Origin of the sequence: Microbacterium sp. CBA3102 (assembly GCF_007954505.1) — a bacterium.
GTDB classification, from domain to species: Bacteria; Actinomycetota; Actinomycetes; order Actinomycetales; family Microbacteriaceae; genus Microbacterium; species Microbacterium aurugineum.
The window spans coordinates 2,227,657-2,249,457 of record NZ_CP042412.1 but is presented as its reverse complement, the minus strand read 5'-3'; the positions used below and the strand labels follow the sequence as shown (position 1 = coordinate 2,249,457).

Here is a 21,801-nt window from a genome sequence, read left to right as displayed (position 1 = left end):
GCTATACGAGCATAGTCCCGCGACCATCACAGCCCGTGACGGTGCCAATATCAGCACATGACAACGAAGTTCAAGAACGGCGACATCGTCTTCGTGCCAGCCCGCGTTCTGCCGAACCCCGACCGCGAACCGTTTGCTCTCAAGGACGTCACAGTCACCGGGCAAGTGAAGCGAAAGATACAGATCGATCGCCAGGACGGACACGGCAATGACATCATCGTGGCCTCGCGGCTTGTGCACGGGCCCAACTTGGGTATCACGGTGCTTGAGATCGGAGATCTCTCGACCGAGGATCACACACTCGACCCGCTCGCGAAGTCAGTCCTGCACTACCTGCGGTTGCTCGTCCGACCGGAGAACATACGACTGCTCAAGATCCGTACGGTCTCGGAACTACAGCATCTCTGGTCCAAGTACGAGCCTGCAACTAGCCATGTCGTGTTTATCGGGCACGGTTCTGAAGACTCAATACGATTTCTGGATCGCAGCGACCCCGTCACTGGTTCCGAGCTCGCCAAGTTGATGCTCGACGCCGCGCCAAGCACCGATGCCAAGCTCTTTCTATCGTTGAGCTGCCTCACTGGAAGAGCCCCGTTCGCGAAGCCGTTCAGCAAGTCCCCCGTCTGTCGGGACTACATCGCACCGTTCCAATCCGTGCATTCTGCCGCTGCCTCTCTTTACAGTCAGAGCTTCTTCGCGCACCATCTCCTCAGCGGCGAGGAGGTCAGGCCGGCACACGCGAAGGCTAGATCCGCCGTGGGTGCTGGCGTTAGCTTCCGCCGATGGCGGAACGGAGCGATGATCGCGAACTGAACGGTGTGGATCAGGGGTGCCACGTCTGATTCGTTGCTATATCTCTTTGCTGCGCCCAGAAGAGTCTGAACGTCGCTGAATGACCCAGCGTCCGCCTTCGTTGCGAAGCACGGTGCCGCCGCTGACATTCACCACCTCGCCACGGCCCTGCGTCGTCTTCGCCTCCTGCTCTGTGATGGATGCACCTCCCGCACCATCTTCATCAAACGCGAAGATGGACGCCGGCTCGGCAGCCCGAAGGCTCTTAAGTAGTCGCAACGAGGCAATGATCAGAAGCGCGACATAGAAGAGAGACATCACGATGAAAAGTACGATAAACGTGGGGTCAGACGCAGCTTCCCCCTGGCTAGCCACCCTCTGAGCAAACTCCGCCTGGCCTTCTATCGAGCCAAGATCGTAACCAGATCTCTCGACAAGCATCGGCGTTCGGTTCAACCTAGTGAACATGAATGAGACGGCGAGCCCGATACCAACAAGAGCCAGGATGAGGTTGCCAGTCCAAAAGATTCGCTGCCCCCTTCCTGGCCCCGAGAAGAGGCGCATGCGCGCCGGGAGAACTCTCGCGCTTCGTCCACGCGGACTGAGATCGCTTGCGACTGCCGTCCGGACCTTTGCGCCTCGCACCGTTCCCGCGATGCGGGCGGGCTCGTCGCCTATGTGAAGCACCTCCAGCACGCCGCCATCGCCGGCATCTAGGAAGTCGAACTTCACGTCCCCGCCATCGAGCGTAAGCCCGATCTGCTCCCGGCTGAAGCTTCCGATTCGCACCTGGAGTATCTCGTCGTCGTCCGCCACCTCAACTCGAAGCCGGTCGCTGGCTACGATGTCGACGCCTCGCACCATATCCCCGCGGTGGTTCCAGAAGGCGATATTCGTTCTCGAGACCTGCGTCAGAGAACGCCCCCTCCAGGTGAGACTCAGTCCTCCGGCGAATGACAGAGGGGCCATGACTTGATCGAAATCGGTGGAAGCCCTAAGATCTGGTCGCTGCCGGTTCCGGCGGCCGAAGAAGTAGGCAAGCGGGATACCGACCACAGTCACCAAGAGACTGACGATCCCGAGCAGAAGTTCCATGGTCGAACTCTACTGATATCTTCCGCTCGCCCCTCACCTACAAAGAAGCCGGCAACGAGCTACCCAACTTAGACGTTGCAGTCACCGACGATTCCTATGGATAAGTTTGGCATGGCACTTTCGATCCTGCCGGCAGGCCGCTCGCCGCACCCTCGGAGCGCTAGTTCGTTGCTCCGCTGTTCTGCCAACTTCGAAAGGATTCAACGATGTCGATCTACGAGCACCTAGCGACGCCGGAGGGTGTCCCAGTCTGCCTCTTCTGCCTTACTCCGATTGAGTCACAGCGTGCTCGATCCAAGGAGCATCTCCTCGCGAAGTCCTGGTCGACTCTCTTGGATCCAGCGACCTCGACATATACCCCGGATCAGTGGCATCAGACGCGACACGGCGAGTGGGTGCAGCGCCAGGAGGATCGACATGCCAAACCACCATTCGCAACGACGGTGCCGGTCGTGTGCCACAAGTGCAACAACGAATGGATGAGTCAGCTCGAGGATCGCGTCAAGCCGATCCTGTGGCCACTCGCCCAGGGGAAAACCGCCGTGATCACACGAGCCGAAGGGGCCGTTATTGCCCAGTGGATGGCCAAGACCGCCCTCGTTCTGGAGAGCAGTACGCCTCCCGGAGAGGCGAAAGCTCAGAACGGCGTTCACAACTTCAACGTGATGAATGCAGCCTACGCTGACACCTATCCAGTGCAGTTCGCCACTTGGGCGTTCCCGGTCGTTCCCAATGAGACCACCCAGATGCGGTCGAAGGTCGGCACCGTGTTCTTCGGGGACCACCCGTGCACTGGTCATCACGTCCGCGCATCACTAGTGCAGATTCGAGAGATTGCGATCTGCTCCGTACACGCTGCAGACCGGCGTGTGTGGGAACAACGCGTCCAGCCGTTTCTCGCAGTCGCGGCTCCTGCGCTCTTCCCGGAGTATGGGGACTTTCACCTTCACCGCGATGAAGCGTTCGGCGTCGATCGAGCTGACGCGCTTGCCCTCGACCTTCTGCGCGGCATCATTGGGGAACCAACCTTTCGTCCCCCTGCGGCCTCACCGAAATCGGGAACACCAGATTAGCCCGCTTGGCTCCGGCCGACAGCGTGCTCGCGGCTCTGGCAGCTAGATGTTGCCATCACGGACGATACCGATAGTGAGAGCCACGGGGCACGAGTCTACCTGGCCGGGGCCCGCGGCTCAGTCGCGGATCGCTCGGAACGCCCTGGTCACATAGGGCAGGTCGATCGTGCTCTCGCGGTCGAGTCCGAGTTCGTCGAAGAGGTCGTCCATCTCTCGCCGGATCCGCCGTTTCTCCTCGTCGGACGCAGTGATCACGTAACTTCGTGAGGAAGCCATCCGATGCAGGTGGTCGCGCGAGATCGGACGCACCCACTCCCACGACTCCTCCTCCAACGGCCCGAACGGCGCGGCGACCTCGGGCCCGCCGTCGGCCAGCATGACCTCGGCATTGCTGCCGTGCATGATCTCGGTGAGACGGCTCACCCAGGAAACACGCTCATCACGGATGTTCCAGATCAGGCCGAGCACTCCCCCACTGCGCACCGCGCGGCCGATCTCGGCCGAGCCGGCGACCGGATCCACCCAGTGCCAGGCCTGTCCGAGCACCACGGCATCGAGGCTGGAGTCAGGGAGCGGCAGGGATTCCGCCGTGCCCGCGAACGTCGGCACGCCGGGCACAGCGGCCCGAAGAGCGGTGAGCATCTTCGGGTCCGGATCGATCGCGACGATCTCCGCTTCCGGCGCCCCGGCCAGGACCCTGGTGAGTTTCCCGGTGCCCGCGCCGACATCGGCGATCCGCCGCGAACCGACCGGCATCTTCTCCAGCATCCACGCGACCGCATCGAACGGGTACTCAGGCCGTCCCACCTCGTAGTCCCCGGCCCGTGCTCCGAACGACGTCGCCATCTCCTCAGCCATGCCGCCAGCCTACGGCGAGTCTGCGTGCCGCTCGGCGCGCTCGGAGGGAGAGTGGTTGTGTGCCCTTGGACTTCACTGCGATCGACTTCGAGACCGCGAACTCCAGTCCTGCCTCGGCCTGCTCCGTCGGACTCGTCCGTGTGCGCGGAGGCGAGGTCGTCGCCACCACGGGATGGCTGATCCAGCCGCCGCCCGGGCACGACGAGTTCCAGGAGTGGAACGTTCGCATCCACGGCATCCAGCCCGAGGATGTGCTTTCGGCCGCCACGTGGGTCGACCAGTTCGACCGCCTGTGCGCGTTCGCCGGAGCCGACGTGCTGGTCGCCCACAACGCCGGGTTCGACCTCAACGTCCTGCGCCGCGCCTCCGAGGCCACGGGACAGAATTGCCCGCCTTATCGTTCACTGTGCAGCCTTCAGGTCGCTCGCAAGACGTACGAGCTCGAGTCCTATCGCCTGCCCGTGGCCGCAGCCGCCGCCGGCTTCGCGGAGTTCGCACATCACGACGCTCTCGCAGACGCCCGCGCATGCGCACAGATCGTGATCGACGCGGCAGCCCGAGCGGGCGCCGCCGACGTCTTCGCCCTCGCCGATGCCCTGAGTCTGCGCGTGACCGCCCCTGTCCCCCCTGTCGCACCCGTACTGGAGCGCGCGGTCGCCTGATCCACCGCTCACCCCTGTGCGCGTCGACCGCGGAATGTCGGACGCCGGGAGCATCATGAACACATGGATGCACTCTCTGTCGTTCTCGTCCTCGTCGCCCTCGCGGCGGGCGTCACGGTGGGCTGGTTTCTGCGGGCCGGCCGCGGAGCCGCGGAGCTCGCCCGTGCGCAGGCCGAACTCGCGGCTGCGCGCGACGACCGTGACCGCCAGTACGACCTCTACCGCGACGCCGTCGAGCATGCCAGGACCGAGCAGCGCGCCGAAGCCCAGAGAGTCCAGCAGCAGAATGCCGTCCTGACCGCCCTCGCGCCGGTGCGGGAGAGCCTGCAGCAGATGCAGACCAAGGTCGCCGCGATCGAGCGGGAGCGTCACGCGCAGTTCGGCACGCTCGAGGAGCAGCTGCGTCGTGCCCAGGAGTCCGACGAGGCGCTGCGGGCAACCACGGAATCACTCGCGGGAGCCCTGCGCTCGACCGCCACGCGCGGTGTCTGGGGCGAGACTCAGCTCCGCCGTGTGGTCGAAGCCGCCGGCCTCACTCGGCACATCGACTTCGACCTGCAGGCGACGATCTCCTCCGACCGCGGACAGGGACGACCCGACATGGTCATCCGTCTCGCGGGCGGCAGCTCGATCGCCGTCGATGCCAAGGTGCCCCTCGACGCCTATCTCGAGGCCTCCGCACTTCCGCAGGGAGACGCACACGAATCACAGCGCCGCGCGCACATGCAGAAGCACGTCAAGGCGGTCCGCGCGCACATCGACGCGCTGGCGAAGAAGGCGTACTGGACCGGCCTCGACGCGAGCCCGGAGTTCGTGATCTGCTTCCTGCCGAGCGAATCGCTTCTGGCCGCCGCCATCGATGAGGATCCGACGCTGCTCGACTACGCATTCAGCCGCCGCGTCGCACTCGCGTCACCCGTCAACCTGTGGGCGGTCCTGAAGACGGTGGCCTTCACCTGGACGCAACAGGAAGTGTCCTCCGAGGCCCGCACCCTGCTCGCGCTCGGCACGCAGCTGTACGACCGCCTGGGAACCCTCGCCGGGCACGCCGACGATCTGCGCCGCGCTCTGGAGCGGGCGGTCGACAGCTACAACCGCTTCGCCGGCTCCCTCGAGACGCGTGTGCTGGTCACGGCCCGACAGTTCCCGGGGGTCGACGAAACCGCGCTCGCATCCGTGCCTCCGTCGACCGCGGCGAGCGCACGCCGCTTCACGGCTCCCGAACTGCTCGCCGCAGACGATCTTCCCGAGAGCGCCGATGTCACGGTGGGGCGCGTGAGCGCCGCGGCAGTCACCGCTGACGTCGGCGACGTGCGAGCACGTCTGGCAGAAGACGAGACGTCGACGCCATGACCGAGCGCGTCGGGGGTGCGACAGAAGAGGTCAGGCGATGCCGGGGACGCCGCTGAGAAGCAGGATGACCAGACCGCTGGTCGCGAGGAAGGCTCCGATCATCCACCACGCGCTGATCTCGTGACCCTCGTCGCGGCGGACCCGGAACAGGACGTCAGCGCGACGCGCGGGATCCACCAGAGCTGCGGGTGGCGGTGTCACGGGAGGAGTGACACCGAGGCCGGGTTCGGCATCGGCACTCACCCGGAGAATACGCCCCGTGTTCGTGGTGACTATCTTCGTCGCGGCGGCCTTCGAACCGCTCGTGTGCTGCGTTGTCATCCGTTCGCCCTCCTGTGCCTGCGGTGCCTTGCGGCTCCGTCCACGGCGACAAACCCAGTGACAATTGTGACACGGCGCTTCCGAAAGCGTGGCGCACGCCACTCGGAACCGATACCGGCTCGATAACGATGACCCGATGCGCCGCGCGGCCGTCACCGCGAGGACGCGGCCTCAGACCGGGCGGAAACCGGGGACACGCAAGCTCAGAGCCACTTCGAGACGAGGTGCTCCGAGGCGATACGACGCAGTGTTCCGGAGGCACCGCGAAGCACGACGCTCTCGGTGTACACGTATCCCCGCTCACGCCGTACCCCGGCGACGAGCTGCCCGTCCGTGACACCGGTCGCGACGAAGATCGTGTTGCTCCCCCTGCACCAGGTCATCGGCCTCGTAGACCTTGTCCATGTCGAGTCCGGCGTCGATCCCCCGCTGGCGCTCCTCGTCGTCGCGCGGCCAGAGGCGTCCCTGGATGTGTCCGCCCAGGGCCTTGATGGCGCACGCGGTGACGATCCCCTCCGGGCTCCCCCCCGACGCCGACGCACATGTCGGTGCGGGCATCGTGCCGAGCTGCGTTGATCCCGCCGGCGACGTCGCCGTCGCTCATCAGGCGGGTACCGGCCCCGGCATCGCGGATCTCCTGGATCAACCGCTCGTGACGCGGACGGTTGAGCACGGAGACGACGATCTCATCGACGGGCTTGTCGAGCGCACCGGCCAGCTTGCGGATGTTCTCGCCGATCGGAAGGCGGATGTCGACGACTCCGACGCCGGCGGGCCCCGTGACCAGCTTGTCCATGTAGAAGACGGAGGAGGCGTCCAGCATCGTCCCCCGGTCCGAGACCGCGATCACGGAGAGTGCGTTCTGCCGACCGGCTGCAGTCAGCGAGGTGCCGTCGATGGGATCCACGGCGATGTCGCACAGCGGGCCGCGGCCGGTTCCGACGACCTCGCCGTTGAAGAGCATGGGCGCGTTGTCCTTCTCGCCCTCACCGATCACGACACGGCCCTGGAAGTCGACGGTGCCGAGGAACGCGCGCATCGCATCGACGGCGGCACCGTCCGCGGCTTCCTTCGCACCCCGCCCGATGAAGGGGACCGCGCGGATGGCTGCGGCCTCGGTCGCACGGACCAACTCCATCGCGAGGTTTCGATCGGGACGAAGAGGGCTCAGATCCGCTGTCAGACTCACCATGCGGTCAGCCTAGCGAGCGAAGAAGCGGAACTGCCCGGTTTTCCTGCCCGTGACAACGAAGGAATCTCGATTCTTAACGTCACCGCAGAAGCTGGGCCGCCCGCACCCCGTCACGTCTGCGGCAAGTCCGTATGCGCCCCGATAGAGTGGCACCTGTCCCGGCTTCACCTACCGCAGGAGTTCATATGCCCGTCGCCACCCCGGATCAGTACGCCGAAATGCTCGACCGCGCGAAGGCCGGCGGCTTCGCATACCCCGCTTTCAACGTCTCGAGCTCGCAGACGATCAACGCCGTCCTCCAGGGGCTGACCGAGGCCGGCTCCGACGGCATCATCCAGGTCACCACCGGCGGTGCCGACTACTTCGCCGGCCACACCGTCAAGGCCCGCGCCACCGGTGCGCTCGCGTTCGCCCGATACGCCACCGAGGTGGCGAAGAACTACCCGGTCACGGTGGCTCTGCACACGGACCACTGCCCGAAGGACGCTCTGGCCGGCTTCGTGGAGCCGCTGATCGCCGCCTCCGAGGAAGAGGTCAAGGCCGGGCGCAACCCGATCTTCCAGTCGCACATGTGGGACGGCTCGGCGGTTCCCCTCGCGGAGAACATCGAGATCGCGAAGGACCTCCTCCCCCGCATGAAGAACATCAACGCCATCCTCGAGGTCGAGATCGGCGTCGTGGGCGGCGAAGAGGACGGTGTGCAGCACGAGGGCTCGAACGAAGCCCTCTACACGACGTTCGCCGACGTCGACCAGGCTGTGCAGGCACTCGGCCTCGGCGAGCAGGGTCGGTACATCGCCGCCCTCACGTTCGGCAACGTGCACGGTGTGTACAAGCCCGGTGGCGTGAAGCTTCGCCCGGAGCTCCTCGGCGAGATCCAGGCGCAGGTCGCGGCGAAGTACAACACGGGCGCGAAGCCGCTCGACCTGGTCTTCCACGGCGGATCCGGCTCGACCGATGATGAGATCGCGCTGGCTGTCGCCAACGGCGTGATCAAGATGAACATCGACACCGACACGCAGTACGCGTACACGCGCGCGATCGCCGACTACATGTTCAAGAACTACGACGGCGTGCTCAAGGTCGACGGCGAGGTCGGAAACAAGAAGCAGTACGACCCGCGTGCCTGGGGCAAGATCGCGGAGACGGCGATGGCCGCCCGCGTGGTGGAGTCGACCCGTCAGCTCGGCTCGTACGGTCAGTCCCAGAGCTGACCTTTCCGCGTCGAAAGAGATGCCCCGGCCGCGACGGCCGGGGCATCTCTCGTCTGGGGGTCGGTCCGGCTGCCGGACGACCTATCCCTGGCGTCCGCGACGGATGCGTGTGATCCAGATCGCGAGATCGATCAGCGCGTCCACGACGAGCAGGACGCCGAACGACCTGCCGCCTCCGCGCGTCCGTGAGGTCAGCCACATTCCGGCCGAGAACTCCGCCAGTGCCAGCGCGATCCCGACCACCGGCCGCCGCCGAATCGCGTCTCCGAGGCGCGCGAGGGGTCGGTCCCGACGGGTCAGAGCCGTGAACTCTCCAACGCCGGCGATGGCCGTCTCCCGCACCGTCGCCCACGGCCCCAGAGGCAGGAACCGTCGGTTCGGACACGCGCCCTGACCGCCGAATGCGGCGTCGATCAGGTCGGGCGCGATCCCGAACGCTGCCAGGAACGCACGCTGACGAGCTTCGGTACCGACCACTCCCCCCAGCGACTCCGGCATCAGCGCGCGATGGGCCGCATCCACATCGAGCCGCACCATCGCGGCGAGCTCGAGGAGTTCATCACGGCTTCCGTCCCCCTCAGCGAGCAGCCGTCGGCAGATCTCCGCCGTCTCGGGGATACGGATGGCTTCGATGTCGAGAACGGGTCGGGTGCCGCGCTCGGCATCGATCCAGAACGGGATCGGGCCTCCCTTCGGTGGCGTCACTTCGATCCAGGCGTCGGAGTCGACGCGGTTCAGCTCGATCACGGGCAGCTCCGCCCGGGAGGTGGTCCAATCGCCCGTCGGCTCCGAGGTCTCGAACTGCTGGAGAGACCATTCCCCGGACTCCTGGTGATCCACCACCATCCGACGAATCGACGAGAGCAGGCGCGCGACGGCGGGACCCCGATGCGAGAAGGCGCAGACCTGCACGGTGGGGAGGGTGAAGGTCGAGGTGTCCGAGTCGAGCTCCTCGTCTTCCAGATCGTCCTCGTCTTCCTCGTCTCCCACGTCTTCGGGGTCTTCGGGGTCTTCGGCATCGATTCCGTCGTCGTCAGGATCGGTGCCGTCCTCCAACCAGAGCGTGAGCCCCTGAGATCGGAAGGCCTCACGCAGGTCGGCGACAGAGAGCGTCGACGCGATCCGGTCCTCCTCGGAGAGCGTCAGCACATGCCCATCGTCCGTCACCGGGATCGCGAGCAGGGCGGCGGAGTGGTCGTCCCACTCGTCCTCCGCCTCCCGCACGCCCGCGGGGACACGCAGACCGGCCAGGATGTCGTGCGCGAGCGACCGAGGGTCGGAGCCATCGCCGCGATCGACGGACGCAGAAGAGATGTGGACGCCGAAGCTGTTCTGAAGCATCCTTCGACAGTACCGGGGCGTCGGCCGCCGCTACGGCCCGACCGACGTGAGGTAGGCCGTGAACGCCGGGTCGCTCATCATCGGGACGGCGATGCACATCGAGACGATGATCCCCGTCACGATCGCACCCACGATCGGCAGCCACCACGTGAGACGCCCGCGACGCAGGCGACGAATGGAGAGTGCAGCTGTGATCGCCCACCCGACGGCCAGGACGATCGCACCGATCGTGCCCCACGTGCGTCCCTGCGCGAAGTTCGTGAACTCCCCGTCGATGCCGAGGATCCTCATGGTCTCGTTCATCACGTTCGGAAGGTCGAGATACGACAGCCCCGTGACGATGACGTTCACCAAGCCGTACGCGAGAAGCGCGATCGTCACGAGCCGATCCACGGGGCGCCGACGCGTGGTCGAGCCATCACCCGGTGCCGGGGACGCAGCGGCGGCGGTCGGTGCGACGGAAGGCGTCGGCGGCGCGACGGCGACCTCGTCCAGCGGCGGCAAGCCGGCGGCTCGGCGCTGCTCCTCCGGCGTTGCGAGTTCGCCGTACTGCGGACGTTGATCGGTCATCCCGCCATGCTAACCGTCCCGGCTTCGCACGGCTCACAGCGAAGCGGCCGGACAGCGTGACACCGCATCACGCCCGGATACGATAGCGGCCCCGGAGAAGTGGGGACTCCTCGGGGCCGCGGACGTGAAGCGCTGGGGACGCATCTCATCCATAGTGACCGCCTGCGCTGGGGACGCTCGGACGATCAGTAGCGATCTCGTATGGCGCTACTCCCCTGATCATAGGAAAACGCATGCCGCGGCACCAGGGGTCTCTGTTCAGATAGTGAACTCCGGGCCTGCATCGCCATCGAGAGAAGCGGCGCCGAGCTGCAGGGACAGTCGCCGCGCCTCGCGCTGCAACGTCGTGACCAGCGCGCGGTCGACCACGGCGCGGTCCGTGGGCAGGGAGATCGCCAAGGAGGCGGTGACCCCGGGCGCGATCACCGGCACGGCCACACACGTCGCGCCGATCGCGTACTCCTCCTGATCCACCGTCCACCCCGGGGAGTGCTCCAGCTGCGTCAAGAGGGTCCGGCGATCGCTGATCGTGCGCGGTGTGAGCTCCTCCAGGCGATGTCGCGAGAGGTAGTCGAGCCTCTCGTCATCCGGGAGGTCCGCGAGGATCTGCTTGCCCAGCGCCGTCGCGTGGGCACTGGACTGCAACCCGACCCACAGCTCGACGCGCGGGTTGCGGACCGCATCGACGATGTCGACGAGGTGCATCTCACCGTCGTGGAAACGGGAGAGGTAGGCGGTGGCTCCCGCGACCTCCGTCACGTCGCGAAGAGCCGCACGGACGCGTGCGAGGAAGACGCCCCGCGAATCGACCTGCTGCTGGAAGGCGGGGAATCGCGCACCGAGCACGAGCCCGTCCGGTTCGGCGTTCAGATAGCCCTCATGGACCAGGGTGCGAACGAGGTTGTAGGTCGTGCCCGGCGTCAATCCCGTGATCGCCGCGAGCATCTTGGCAGGCAGCGGACGGGGAGAGTTCGCGACGATGTCGATCAACCGCAGAGCGCGCTGCACCGACCCGATGAGGGTGGGCTCCGCCTCCGCGGCGCTCAACGCTACGCGCCTCCTCCAGCTGCGCGACCGCCGAGCGCCCGCTCGTCGCGTTTCCCCGCGGCGTCCTGACGCAGTTCCTTGGGGAGGGAGAACATCAGATCCTCTTCGGCCGTCTTCACCTCTTCGACGTCACGGTAGCCGGCGTCGCCGATCGCGTCGAGGACTTCGCGCACGAGCACCTCGGGGACGGACGCCCCGCTGGTCACCCCGATGGTCTCGACCCCGTCGAGCCACTCCTGCTGGATCTCCTCGGCGTAGTCCACCCGGTACGCGGCCTTGGCGCCGTATTCGAGGGCCACCTCGACCAGGCGCACGCTGTTGGACGAGTTGGACGACCCGACGACGATCACCAGGTCGGCGCCCGCAGCGACCTTCTTGATGGCCACCTGGCGGTTCTGCGTGGCGTAGCAGATGTCATCGGACGGCGGATTGTGCAGTTCGGGGAAGCGCGTGCGCAGACGGTTGACCGTCTCCATGGTCTCGTCGACCGAGAGAGTGGTCTGCGAGAGCCAGACGACCTTGTTCGGATCCTTCACGACAACCGTGTCGGCCTCTTCGGGAGAGTTCACGACCGTGACGTGCTCGGGAGCCTCTCCCGCCGTACCTTCGACCTCTTCGTGCCCGTCGTGGCCGATGAGCAGGATCTCGAAATCGTCCCGCGCGAAGCGCACGGCCTCCCGGTGCACCTTGGTGACCAGGGGGCAGGTGGCGTCGATCGCGTGCAGGCCGCGGTCGGATGCTGCGTTCACGACCGCCGGGGAGACACCGTGGGCGCTGAACACGACGTGTGCGCCCTCGGGGACCTCGTCGACCTCTTCGACGAAGATCGCACCCTTCTCCTCGAGTTCCGTCACCACGTGGATGTTGTGCACGATCTGCTTGCGCACGTACACAGGCGCTCCGTAGCGCTCCAGCGCCTTCTCGACGGCCACCACGGCGCGGTCGACACCGGCGCAATAGCCGCGCGGTGCGGCGAGCAGGACCCGCTTGCGTCCGACCACCGGGTTATCCTGAAGCCGCCCGGCCGCCGCCCGCACTCGAGGGAGACGGGGAATGGGAAGATGAACGGCAGTCGAAGTCACCCCTGAATTCTACCGCCGCACAGCTGTGCGGGGCCGGGGAGACTCCAGACGGGAGCGGGAGCGGATGACAGTCTTCGAAGCGACGACGGGACAGGGAGAGACTCCGCCCGCCGACTCCGTCGCCCCGCGCGACTCCACGGCCGACGCACCCACCTCGGTCACCCGCCTCAACTCGACCATCCGCGACTTCATCGCGCGCTGGAACACGGTCTGGGTCGAAGGGGAGATCACCTCCTGGAATGTGCGTGCCGGCAACGTCTTCGCACGCCTGAAGGACACCCGATCCGACGCCCAGATCTCGATCCGCGTGTGGTCGAGCGTTCGCGGGCGCATCCCTTCCGACCTCGGCATCGGCGATCACGTCGTGGCTGCGGTGAAAGCCGACTACTTCGTCAAGGCAGGAGACTTCAGCTTCACGGTCTCGGCGATGAAGCACGTGGGCCTGGGCGATCAGCTCGAACGCCTCGAGAAGCTCCGTGTCCAGCTGCGCCAGGAGGGCCTGTTCGACCCCGCCCGCAAGCAGCGCCTGCCCTTCCTCCCCCACGTCATCGGGCTGATCACGGGTGAGCGGTCGGACGCCGAGAAGGACGTGCACCGCAACGCCGAGCTCCGCTGGCCCCAGGTCCGGTTCCGGACCGAGTACGCCGCGGTCCAGGGCGACCGATGCGTGCCGGACACCCTCGCCGCGCTCGCACGGCTCGACGCCGACCCGGACGTCGACGTGATCATCATCGCCCGGGGCGGCGGCGACCCGCAGACCCTCCTCGGCTTCAGCGACGAGCGACTCATCCGCGCCGTCGCCGCTGCGTCCACCCCGGTCGTCAGCGCGATCGGACACGAGAACGACCATCCCCTGCTCGACGACGTCGCCGACCTGCGCGCATCGACGCCGACCGATGCGGCGAAACGCGTCGTGCCGGACGTGGGTGAACAACGTGCCCTCATCGCCCAGCTGCGCTCGCGCGCGACGACGCGCCTCACCCAGCGCCTCTCGCACGACATCGCGCAGCTGGAGCAGCTCCGCTCGCGCCCTGTCCTGCGCTCCCCCGATCCGATCATCGACGCCCGCTCCCAAGAGCTGTGGCTGCTGCTCTCACGCGGGCGCGACACCGTGACCCGGGAGATCGATTCCGCCGGTCGGCGGACCGGGGAGCTGCGTGCCTCCCTCCGCGCGCTCTCCCCCGCGGCCACGCTCGCGCGCGGCTACGCGATCGCGCACCTGGACGGCGGCGTGATTCTGCGCGACGCCGCCGATGCCCCGGCAGGCAGCGCCCTCACGATCACCGTCGATCGCGGCTCCGTCGCTGCGCGTTCGGAGGGCGAGATCCCGGAGTCCCCCTGAGCCGGAGCGCCACGCCGCACGACGTAGGATGGAGGAGTGAGCGCCCTCAACGACACCCCCGTGGACACGCTGTCGTTCGAGGCAGCCCGTGACGAGCTCGTCAAGGTCGTCGCCGAACTCGAACAAGGGTCGCCGACCCTCGAGCACTCGCTCGCGCTCTGGGAGCGTGGCGAGGCGCTGGCCGCCCGGTGCGAGGAATGGCTCCTGGGCGCGAAGCGCCGTCTGGAAGAAGCCAGGGCCGCATCATCCACCACCGAGACCTCGGGCGCGGAGTCATGAGCAAGCAGACCAAGCAGCCGCCCATCATCGCGGAGCTGGGTCGTCCGGAGACGCCGGACGAGACCGCAGCGCGCAAGGCCGCCTCCAGCAAGGCGTATCGCTCGAGTCAGACGTTCCGGAACCTCATCGCAGCTCTCCTCGTGACGGTCGCCGTGGTCGCCGTGATCATCTTCGCCGTCCCCCGCGGGGAGCCGGTCGAGCCCGAGCCGATCGACGTCGCCGGCATCGCCGCGGGTGTGGAATCCACGATGGACAGCCCCGTGCTGGTTCCCGAGCTGGGCGACTTCTGGCGGGCGAACAGCGCGAAGCTGCTCGGCGGCGCCACCGTCGTCTGGGAGGTCACGCTGGCCCCGTCCGCCGATGACGAACGCGGGTTCATCAAGGTCGCTCAGGCCTTCGACGCCGGTGCGTCCTGGGCTCCGCAGCGCCTGAACGGCATCGCCCCCACGGACACGGTCCGCATCGGCGGCCTCGATTGGGACGTCTACGAGCCGGGCAACGCCGATTCGAACGCCAACGTCACCTACGCGATCGGCACCCAGGCCGGCGACGACTACATCCTGCTCTACGGCTCGCGCTCGCCCGATTCCACGGCAGAGCTCGCGGAGTCGCTGATCCCACAGATCCGTTCACTCTCGGAGGCCTCATGACGCACCCCTTGACTCCTTCCGCAGCCTGGCAGCAGATGCTGGACGGCAACCGTCGATTCGTCGCGGACGAGCCCCGGCACCCGAACCAGGACGTGGTACGGCGCAAGGATCTCGCCGCGGCGCAGCACCCCGTGGCGACCCTCTTCGGCTGCTCGGATTCCCGCCTTGCGGCCGAGATCATCTTCGACCTCGGTCTCGGTGACCTGTTCGTCGTGCGCAACGCCGGTCAGGTCATGGGCGAGTCGATCGTCGCGAGCCTCGAGTACGCGGTCGCCGTGCTCGAGGTTCCGCTGATCGTGGTCCTCGCGCACGATTCGTGCGGAGCGGTCCGCGCCGCGATCGACGGGACGGCGATCGATGCCGCTCCCCTCCCGCCGCACATCTGGAAGCTCGTCGCGCCGATCGTGCCCGCCGCGCGGAAGGTCCTCGCCGAGAGCGGCGGCGGCACGGTCGCCGACATCGACTCGGAGCTCGTCGGACGCGAGCATCTCCGCAACACCGTGAACGACCTGCTGCAGTCCTCCGAGATCATCAGCAACGCCGTCGCCGAAGGTCGTCTCGGCCTCGTCGGCGCGAACTACCGTCTGGCCGAGGGCACCGCGACGCCGGTGATCACGGTCGGCATCGACACCGAGGGGAACAGCCCCGTGACCAAGGAGGGTTCGGAATGACCGACAACGACCAGCGCAGCGGCGAGAGCTCGCAGGGCTACCGGATCGAGCACGACACCATGGGTGAGGTGCGGGTGCCCGTCAACGCGCTCTACGGGGCGCAGACGCAGCGGGCCGTGGAGAACTTCCCGATCTCGGGCAAGGGTCTGGAGTCGACGCAGATCGCCGCGCTCGCCCGGATCAAGAAGGCCGCCGCCCTTGCCAACAAGGAGCTGGGCACGCTCGACGGTGCCATCGCCGACGCGATCGCCCAGGCTGCCGACCAGGTGGCTTCGGGTGCCCACGACGGTGAGTTCCCGGTCGACACCTACCAGACCGGTTCCGGCACCTCGTCGAACATGAACATGAACGAGGTGCTGGCGACTCTCGCGACCCGCATCCTCGGTGCGACCGTGCACCCCAACGACCACGTGAACGCTTCCCAGTCCTCGAACGACGTGTTCCCGACCTCGGTGCACATCGCCGTGACCCAGGCGCTCATCGACACGCTCATCCCCGCGCTCGACCACCTCGCCGTCGCACTGGAGGCGAAGGCGGAGCTGTGGAAGGACGCCGTCAAGTCCGGCCGCACGCACCTCATGGATGCGACGCCTGTGACCCTCGGCCAGGAGTTCGGCGGCTACGCCCGCCAGGTGCGCCTCGGCATCGAGCGCGTGCAGTCCGCCCTCCCCCGCGTCGCCGAGGTTCCCCTGGGCGGCACGGCTGTCGGCACCGGCATCAACACCCCGCTCGGCTTCCCGCAGAAGGTCATCGCGCTGCTCGCGTCCGAGACGGAGTTGCCGATCACCGAGGCGAAGGACCACTTCGAGGCACAGGCCAACCGCGATGGTCTGGTCGAGGCATCCGGCGCACTGCGCACGATCGCCGTCTCGCTGACGAAGATCAACAACGACCTCCGCTGGATGGGCTCCGGCCCCAACACGGGTCTCGGCGAACTGCACATCCCCGACCTGCAGCCCGGCTCCTCGATCATGCCCGGCAAGGTCAACCCCGTGGTCCCCGAGGCCGTCCTCATGGTGTGCGCCCGAGTGATCGGCAACGACGCGACCGTGGCCTGGGCCGGGGCCTCCGGGTCTTTCGAGCTCAACGTCGCGATCCCGGTCATGGGCACGGCGGTGCTCGAGTCCATCCGCCTGCTCTCGAACGCCTCCCGTGTGCTCGCCGACAAGACCATCGACGGTCTGCAGGCGAACGTCGAGCGTGCCGCCGCCTTCGCCGGCATGAGCCCGTCGATCGTGACCCCCCTCAACAAGCTCATCGGCTACGAGGCGGCGGCGAAGATCGCCAAGCACTCGGTGGCGAAGGGCATCACGGTGCGCGACGCCGTGATCGATCTCGGCTACGTCGAGCGGGGCGACCTCACCCTCGAGCAGCTCGACGAGAAGCTCGACCTCCTCTCGATGACCCACCCGGGCTGATCCGAGCGTTTTCCGGATGCCGCGAGGACACGTTCCTCGCGGCATCCGTGGTTTGCGGCTCCGTTTCGGGCTTCGGCTCCGAGGCTCCGGTCCTCCGTCCCTCCGTCTGCCCCGTCCGGCCCCGTCTGAACGACCGCCGACACGCCAGATGCCGGACCTTGCATGAGGATGGATCCGACATCTGGCGTGTCGGCAGGCACGTGCGCGAGGGACTGCTCCTGCTCCACGCGAAGGATCCTGGTTGTTGTTCACAGTCGCGGCCTCGACGTCGGTCCGCGTATCGGCGCAGAGCCGAAACTGGACGAGTGCTCGATCCTACGGTTCTTCTGGCCCGACTCGGCGGCCTCGCGCGCGGCGTCGAACTTCAGCGATGCGGCATGTCGCGCCCGGAACTCGCGAAGGCCGTCCGAGAGAAGCGAATCGACCGCGTGCGACCGGGTGTGTTCGCGTCGCCCGCGCTGAACTCACATCTGCGACGGGCCGCACTACACGGGGGTGCGCTCACGTGCGGTGCAGCACTGCGGTTGCACGGAGTATGGGTCCTCTGTGACGACTCGCCCCTTCACGTCTGGGTAGGAAGGCGAGGACGCGTTAACCCGCACGTCGGGTGCCAGTGTGTCACCCACTACTTCCGAGGCACACCGGGTCTCGGACTCGTCGACGTCGAAACCGCCCTGATTCACTTCCATCGGTGCCGCGGCGACGAGGCATTCTTCGCGGCGTTCGAGTCGGCATGGAAGAATCGACTGCTCTCCTCGGCCGCAAGAATGCGAATCCGCAAGGCACTTCCGGCCTATGCACGGTGGCTGGTCGACATCGGGCGTTCCGATGCCGATAGCGGGCTCGAGTCCCTGGTCCGACTGCGGCTGCATATGCTCGGCATCCTCGTCGAGTGCCAGGTGCTGATCAGTGGCGTGGGGAGGGTCGATTTCATCATCGATGGTCGTTTGATCCTCGAGATCGACGGAAGGCGAAACCACGACGGTGCCTCACACCGCCATAAGGATCTCGCCAGAGACGCGGCCGCATCGGCACGAGGGATGGAGACACTGCGGTTCGACTTTGCGCAGGTCGTCTACGACTGGTCAGCAGTGCAGACAGCCATCATCGCTGCTCTCGCACGTTGCCGAGAGCACGCGTGAGGGCACGCGACGCACGCCGACACACCAGATGTCGGACTTGTGGGCCTTCAACGTCCGATATTTGGCGTGTCGGCCGCAGTTTGCAACGCCCCACCGCCCCGCCCCCGCCCGCGCACGGTCCCCGGACACACGACAGCGGATGCCGCGGGGCAGTCCGCGCGGCATCCGCTGTCGCCCGTCGTCAGCTGAGCTCTCCACCCTCCAGGAGCTCGGTGACGAGGGCTGCGATCGCTGAACGCTCGGAGCGTGTCAGGGTCACATGCCCGAAGAGGTCATGTCCCTTCAGCGTCTCGATCACGCTGGCGATGCCGTCGTGTCGGCCGACGCGGAGGTTGTCGCGCTGGCCCACATCGTGGGTGAGGATGACTCGCGAATTCTGGCCCATCCGACTCAGCACCGTGAGGAGGACGTTGCGTTCGAGCGACTGCGCTTCATCGACGATCACGAATGCGTCGTGAAGGGAACGACCGCGGATGTGGGTGAGCGGCAGCACCTCCAGCAATCCGCGTTCGATGACCTCTTCGATGACGTTGCCGGAGACGACCGAGCCGAGCGTGTCGAACACCGCCTGCCCCCACGGTCCCATCTTCTCGCCCTGGTCCCCGGGGAGGTAGCCGAGCTCCTGCCCGCCGACGGCGAACAGCGGCCGGAACACGATGATCTTCTTCTGCTGCTGCCTCTCCAGCACCGCTTCGAGACCCGCGCACAGCGCGAGTGCCGATTTGCCGGTACCGGCCCGACCGCCGAGGGAGACGATGCCGACTTCCTGGTCGAGGAGCAGGTCGATCGCGATCCGCTGTTCGGCCGAGCGACCGTGCATCCCGAAGATGTCGCGGTCGCCGCGCACCAGTCGGTATTCGCCGTCCCCGGTGACGCGTCCGAGCGCGGAGCCGCGTTCGGAGTGGATGATCAGGCCCGTGTTGACCGGAAGGCCCCGCGCCTCCTCGCTGATGCCGACCTCGCTCTCGTACAGGTCGCTGATGTCGTCGCCGGAGAGGTCGAGCGTCGAGATGCCGGTCCAGCCGGAGTCCACGGCCTGCTCGGCGAGGTACTCCTCGGCGCGCAGCCCCAGCGACGCCGCCTTCACGCGCATCGGGAGGTCCTTGGAGACGATCGTGACGTCCTGCCCGTCCTGCGCGAGGTGCATGGCGACGGACAGAATCCGCGTGTCGTTGTCGCTGAGCCGGATGCCTGCCGGGAGGACCGAGGAGTCGGTGTTCGCGAGCTCCACGCGAAGCGTTCCCCCTTCACCGACCTCGACCGGGAAGTCCAGTCGCCCGTGCTCGATGCGCAGGTCGTCGAGGTGTCGCAGCGCCTGGCGTGCGAAGTAGCCGATCTCCGGGTCGTGACGCTTGCCCTCGAGCTCTGTGATCACGACGACCGGAAGGACGACCGAGTGCTCGGCGAACCGGAAGAACGCCTGCGGATCACTCAGCAGGACCGAGGTGTCGAGGACATACGTCCGCAGATCCTGATCAGGCTCCGCGGATGATGCGCGTCTCGTCGTCTTACGGGTGGACTGCTGCGCGGTGCTGGTGGCCTGCTGCGCTGTACGTGTGGTCACGACCCACTCCCGACCCGGGGAATCCCGGCTATTCGAACGAGTCGACCAGGGGGTCACGAGTCGTCAACCTGAGGCCGACCCGACCGGGCGCCTTGCCCGATGCCTAGAACGTACGACCGCGAGGCGCGTACCCGACACCGACACGCCAGTGGATTTCGTTACGTGCTGGTGAACGTCTCGTTGCCGAATGCGTGCAACGCCTCATCGAGGAGCTCGAAAGTGGCCGCATCGGTTCCCGCGTGCGGCGCGAGACGCACCGAGGAGCCGCGTGCCGTCACCACGAGACCGGCGTTCGCGAGAGCAGCGGCGAGACGCGCCGGTTCGTCCGGCTCGAGGGCGACGATGCCCGCCCGCTCTCCCCGCTCCCGCGGCGAGCTCACCTCGATGCCGTGACGATCGGCGATCTCGATCACGGTGTCGACGTGCTCGGCGAGACGCGCCTCGATCGCGGCCACGCCGGCATCCCGCACATCCCGGACACCGATCGCGAGTCGGCCGGCGGCGAGCGTGTCCGGTTGGCTGACCGTGTACGCCCGCGCCGATGCCGCCGGCGCCGGAAGCTCGTCGACAAACAATCCGGTCGCGGTGGTCCCGGTGATCCCGGAGAGCACGGGCGTGATCCGCTCCCGTGCTCGCGGCGCGAACCACGCGAAGGCACTGCCCCGCCCGGCGCGCAGCCACTTGTAGCCGTGGCCCACCACGACATCGGCCGGGCCGTAGTCGACGTCCATGATGCCGAAGGACTGGACGGCATCGACGATGAGCAGGCGATCGGGGCCGATGAGCTCACGAAGCGCCGCGAGATCCACCCGATAGCCCGTTCGGAAGTCGACGTGGCTCACGGCGAGCGCGACCACGTCGTCGTCCAGCGCCTCGGCGACGGCGTCGGTGGTCACGCGTCCGTCTGCGGGGGTGATCCATCGCGGCGTCACGGCGCGGTCCGACGCCGATGCGGCCCGCTCCACGGTGAGACTGACACTGGGGAACTCCGCCGTACTCGCGATGACGGCGCCCTTGAGCCCGTACAGGGCGTGCATGAGCCCGTGGGTCGACGAGGGCTGGAGCGTGACGTCGTCCGCCTCGCCGCCGAGGAGTTCTGCGACGAGCTCCTGTGCCTGGCCGATCCGCTCGGCGACGAGCGACAGTGAAGACGGGCGTCCACTGCCGAGAAGGTCGGCGTCGGCGAAGACCTCTTCGCGCACGGAGGGCGACAGCGGGCCGAAGGCGGCCCAGTTCAGATAGCCGGACTCATTGTCGAAGGTGTCGACGTAGTCCTGGAAAGTGCTCACTGCGTCATTGTGGCACGGCGCCGTGCATCGCGCGGACGGTCACCGGCCGTATCTGCGGTCGCGGTCGGCATAGTCGCGGATGGCGCGGAGGAAGTCCACCTGCCGGAGATCGGGCCCCAGCGCTTCCACGAAGTAGAACTCGCTGTGCGCGCTCTGCCAGAGCAGGAAGTCGCTGAGCCGCTGCTCGCCGCTCGTCCGGATCACCAGATCGGGATCGGGCTGTCCTCCGGTGTAGAGGTGCTCGCCGATCATCTCCGGGGTGAGGTGGGCGGCGAGGTCCTCCATCGTTCCGCCCGAGGCCTCGTGCTTGGTGATGATGCTCCGCACCGCGTCGACGATCTCGTTGCGGCCGCCGTATCCGACCGCGAGGTTCACGTGGAGTCCGCTGTGCCCCTTCGTGCGCTCCTCCGCGTCGGCGAGCACACGCGCCAGTTCCGGCGGCAGGAGGTCGGATCGTCCGACGTGCTTGACCCGCCAGTTCCCCTCCTGCGACAGGGCTTCCGCCAGCTCGGCGATGATCTCGATGAGGTCGGCGAGCTCGGCCGAGTCCCGCTTGCGCAGGTTGTCGCTGGAGAGCAGATACAGCGAGACGACACGCACGCCGAGTTCGTCGCACCAGCCGAGGAACTCATGCATCTTCGCCGCGCCCGCCCGATGTCCCTCGGCCGGAGTGGCGAACCCGAGCTGACGCGCCCAGCGCCGGTTGCCGTCGATCATCATCGCGACATGGTGCGGCACCGATGCAGGATCGAGGTGGCGACGCAGCCGACTGGTGTAGAGCCGATACAGCGGCCCCCGCACCGGATTCTCGCGTGATATCACCTCCCTACGCTATCGTGCCGACGT

At 67.1% G+C, this 21,801-nt stretch carries 21 protein-coding genes and 1 pseudogene; 11 read left to right on the top strand and 11 right to left on the bottom strand.

Features of this window, described 5'->3' with window-relative positions; genetic code table 11:
- Positions 1-57 precede the first annotated feature (57 nt).
- Positions 58-813, top strand: coding sequence for a hypothetical protein (locus tag FGL91_RS10740; protein WP_153243818.1), 756 nt, complete (start codon positions 58-60; stop codon positions 811-813).
- A 36-nt stretch (positions 814-849) separates the two neighbouring features.
- Here the strand turns inward: FGL91_RS10740 and FGL91_RS10735 are convergent, their stop codons facing one another.
- The gene (locus tag FGL91_RS10735; protein ID WP_153243817.1) at positions 850-1,887 is read right to left on the bottom strand and encodes a hypothetical protein; all 1,038 of its coding nucleotides are present in this window, start codon (positions 1,885-1,887) and stop codon (positions 850-852) included.
- Between the two features lie 206 nt (positions 1,888-2,093).
- Here FGL91_RS10735 and FGL91_RS10730 point away from each other — a divergent pair, with 206 nt between their 5' ends.
- Positions 2,094-2,960, top strand: a complete 867-nt coding sequence (locus tag FGL91_RS10730) for a hypothetical protein (RefSeq protein WP_153243816.1) — start codon at positions 2,094-2,096, stop codon at positions 2,958-2,960.
- 117 nt (positions 2,961-3,077) lie between these two features.
- Here FGL91_RS10730 and FGL91_RS10725 read toward each other — a convergent pair whose 3' ends face one another.
- Positions 3,078-3,818, bottom strand: coding sequence for a class I SAM-dependent methyltransferase (locus FGL91_RS10725; RefSeq protein WP_153243815.1), 741 nt, complete (start codon positions 3,816-3,818; stop codon positions 3,078-3,080).
- A 59-nt stretch (positions 3,819-3,877) separates the two neighbouring features.
- Between FGL91_RS10725 and FGL91_RS10720 the strand changes: the two genes are divergently transcribed.
- Together FGL91_RS10720 and FGL91_RS10715 are read left to right on the top strand one after the other, a co-directional pair.
- Positions 3,878-4,480: a 3'-5' exonuclease gene (locus tag FGL91_RS10720; protein ID WP_153243814.1), complete on the top strand. Its 603-nt coding sequence runs from the start codon at positions 3,878-3,880 to the stop codon at positions 4,478-4,480.
- Between the two features lie 63 nt (positions 4,481-4,543).
- Positions 4,544-5,833, top strand: coding sequence for a DNA recombination protein RmuC (locus tag FGL91_RS10715; RefSeq protein WP_153243813.1), 1,290 nt, complete (start codon positions 4,544-4,546; stop codon positions 5,831-5,833).
- A 30-nt stretch (positions 5,834-5,863) separates the two neighbouring features.
- Here the strand turns inward: FGL91_RS10715 and FGL91_RS10710 are convergent, their stop codons facing one another.
- Positions 5,864-6,154 (bottom strand): hypothetical protein, encoded by a 291-nt coding sequence (locus FGL91_RS10710; protein ID WP_047523223.1) that lies wholly within the window; start codon positions 6,152-6,154, stop codon positions 5,864-5,866.
- A gap of 203 nt (positions 6,155-6,357) precedes the next feature.
- A pseudogene (gene glpX, locus FGL91_RS10705) lies at positions 6,358-7,346 on the bottom strand (class II fructose-bisphosphatase).
- 185 nt (positions 7,347-7,531) lie between these two features.
- Between glpX and fbaA the strand changes: the two are divergent.
- Positions 7,532-8,560 carry a class II fructose-bisphosphate aldolase gene (gene fbaA, locus FGL91_RS10700; protein ID WP_047523221.1) on the top strand — a complete coding sequence of 343 codons (1,029 nt, stop codon included), beginning with the start codon at positions 7,532-7,534 and terminating at the stop codon, positions 8,558-8,560.
- 81 nt (positions 8,561-8,641) lie between these two features.
- On the opposite strand, the gene FGL91_RS10695 is transcribed toward fbaA, so the two are convergent.
- The 4 genes from FGL91_RS10695 to FGL91_RS10680 all read right to left on the bottom strand — a co-directional run bounded on the left by FGL91_RS10695 (position 8,642) and on the right by FGL91_RS10680 (position 12,573).
- Complete coding sequence (locus FGL91_RS10695) at positions 8,642-9,901, bottom strand: hypothetical protein (RefSeq protein WP_153243812.1); 1,260 nt, start codon at positions 9,899-9,901, stop codon at positions 8,642-8,644.
- A gap of 30 nt (positions 9,902-9,931) precedes the next feature.
- On the bottom strand, positions 9,932-10,471 hold the full coding sequence (locus tag FGL91_RS10690) for a DUF6264 family protein (protein WP_131491862.1): 540 nt from the start codon (positions 10,469-10,471) through the stop codon (positions 9,932-9,934).
- Between the two features lie 258 nt (positions 10,472-10,729).
- A complete protein-coding gene (locus tag FGL91_RS10685; RefSeq protein ID WP_153243811.1) occupies positions 10,730-11,518 on the bottom strand; it encodes an IclR family transcriptional regulator in 789 nt (262 codons plus the stop codon).
- Between the two features lie 2 nt (positions 11,519-11,520).
- Entirely contained in the window at positions 11,521-12,573 is a 1,053-nt protein-coding gene (locus FGL91_RS10680; RefSeq protein ID WP_372492651.1) for a 4-hydroxy-3-methylbut-2-enyl diphosphate reductase, read from the bottom strand.
- Positions 12,574-12,664: 91 nt separating this feature from the next.
- Between FGL91_RS10680 and xseA the strand changes: the two genes are divergently transcribed.
- The 6 genes from xseA to FGL91_RS10650 all read left to right on the top strand — a co-directional run bounded on the left by xseA (position 12,665) and on the right by FGL91_RS10650 (position 18,102).
- Positions 12,665-13,942 carry an exodeoxyribonuclease VII large subunit gene (gene xseA, locus FGL91_RS10675; protein ID WP_131491860.1) on the top strand — a complete coding sequence of 426 codons (1,278 nt, stop codon included), beginning with the start codon at positions 12,665-12,667 and terminating at the stop codon, positions 13,940-13,942.
- A 36-nt stretch (positions 13,943-13,978) separates the two neighbouring features.
- On the top strand, positions 13,979-14,221 hold the full coding sequence (locus FGL91_RS10670; protein WP_047523214.1) for an exodeoxyribonuclease VII small subunit: 243 nt from the start codon (positions 13,979-13,981) through the stop codon (positions 14,219-14,221).
- On the top strand, positions 14,218-14,871 hold the full coding sequence (locus FGL91_RS10665) for a DUF4245 family protein (protein WP_153243810.1): 654 nt from the start codon (positions 14,218-14,220) through the stop codon (positions 14,869-14,871). The genes FGL91_RS10670 and FGL91_RS10665 overlap by 4 nt, the downstream gene beginning before the upstream one ends.
- On the top strand, positions 14,868-15,542 hold the full coding sequence (locus tag FGL91_RS10660; RefSeq protein ID WP_047523212.1) for a carbonic anhydrase: 675 nt from the start codon (positions 14,868-14,870) through the stop codon (positions 15,540-15,542). The genes FGL91_RS10665 and FGL91_RS10660 overlap by 4 nt, the downstream gene beginning before the upstream one ends.
- Entirely contained in the window at positions 15,539-16,960 is a 1,422-nt protein-coding gene (locus FGL91_RS10655) for a class II fumarate hydratase (protein WP_047523211.1), read from the top strand. Before FGL91_RS10660 ends, FGL91_RS10655 begins: the two co-directional genes overlap by 4 nt.
- A 305-nt stretch (positions 16,961-17,265) precedes the next feature.
- Positions 17,266-18,102, top strand: a complete 837-nt coding sequence (locus FGL91_RS10650; protein WP_227991510.1) for a type IV toxin-antitoxin system AbiEi family antitoxin domain-containing protein — start codon at positions 17,266-17,268, stop codon at positions 18,100-18,102.
- Between the two features lie 181 nt (positions 18,103-18,283).
- Here the strand turns inward: FGL91_RS10650 and FGL91_RS10645 are convergent, their stop codons facing one another.
- From FGL91_RS10645 to FGL91_RS10635, 3 genes are all read right to left on the bottom strand, one after another.
- Positions 18,284-19,666, bottom strand: coding sequence for a PhoH family protein (locus tag FGL91_RS10645; RefSeq protein ID WP_131493506.1), 1,383 nt, complete (start codon positions 19,664-19,666; stop codon positions 18,284-18,286).
- A 158-nt stretch (positions 19,667-19,824) separates the two neighbouring features.
- Positions 19,825-20,955 carry an aminotransferase class V-fold PLP-dependent enzyme gene (locus FGL91_RS10640; protein ID WP_153243809.1) on the bottom strand — a complete coding sequence of 377 codons (1,131 nt, stop codon included), beginning with the start codon at positions 20,953-20,955 and terminating at the stop codon, positions 19,825-19,827.
- A gap of 39 nt (positions 20,956-20,994) precedes the next feature.
- Positions 20,995-21,774 (bottom strand): isoprenyl transferase, encoded by a 780-nt coding sequence (locus FGL91_RS10635; protein ID WP_047523269.1) that lies wholly within the window; start codon positions 21,772-21,774, stop codon positions 20,995-20,997.
- Positions 21,775-21,801: the final 27 nt, after the last annotated feature.

Bases quoted from the DNA above. Each gene is read 5' to 3' on its own strand.
- FGL91_RS10695 (WP_153243812.1), bottom strand. From the start codon at position 9,901: ATGCTTCAGAACAGCTTCGGCGTCCACATCTCTTCTGCGTCCGTCGAT.
- FGL91_RS10655 (WP_047523211.1), top strand. From the start codon at position 15,539: ATGACCGACAACGACCAGCGCAGCGGCGAGAGCTCGCAGGGCTACCGG.
- FGL91_RS10725 (WP_153243815.1), bottom strand. From the start codon at position 3,818: ATGGCTGAGGAGATGGCGACGTCGTTCGGAGCACGGGCCGGGGACTAC.
- FGL91_RS10715 (WP_153243813.1), top strand. From the start codon at position 4,544: ATGGATGCACTCTCTGTCGTTCTCGTCCTCGTCGCCCTCGCGGCGGGC.
- FGL91_RS10665 (WP_153243810.1), top strand. From the start codon at position 14,218: ATGAGCAAGCAGACCAAGCAGCCGCCCATCATCGCGGAGCTGGGTCGT.
- FGL91_RS10730 (WP_153243816.1), top strand. From the start codon at position 2,094: ATGTCGATCTACGAGCACCTAGCGACGCCGGAGGGTGTCCCAGTCTGC.
- xseA (WP_131491860.1), top strand. From the start codon at position 12,665: ATGACAGTCTTCGAAGCGACGACGGGACAGGGAGAGACTCCGCCCGCC.
- FGL91_RS10660 (WP_047523212.1), top strand. From the start codon at position 14,868: ATGACGCACCCCTTGACTCCTTCCGCAGCCTGGCAGCAGATGCTGGAC.
- fbaA (WP_047523221.1), top strand. From the start codon at position 7,532: ATGCCCGTCGCCACCCCGGATCAGTACGCCGAAATGCTCGACCGCGCG.
- FGL91_RS10710 (WP_047523223.1), bottom strand. From the start codon at position 6,154: ATGACAACGCAGCACACGAGCGGTTCGAAGGCCGCCGCGACGAAGATA.
- FGL91_RS10690 (WP_131491862.1), bottom strand. From the start codon at position 10,471: ATGACCGATCAACGTCCGCAGTACGGCGAACTCGCAACGCCGGAGGAG.
- FGL91_RS10740 (WP_153243818.1), top strand. From the start codon at position 58: ATGACAACGAAGTTCAAGAACGGCGACATCGTCTTCGTGCCAGCCCGC.
- FGL91_RS10735 (WP_153243817.1), bottom strand. From the start codon at position 1,887: ATGGAACTTCTGCTCGGGATCGTCAGTCTCTTGGTGACTGTGGTCGGT.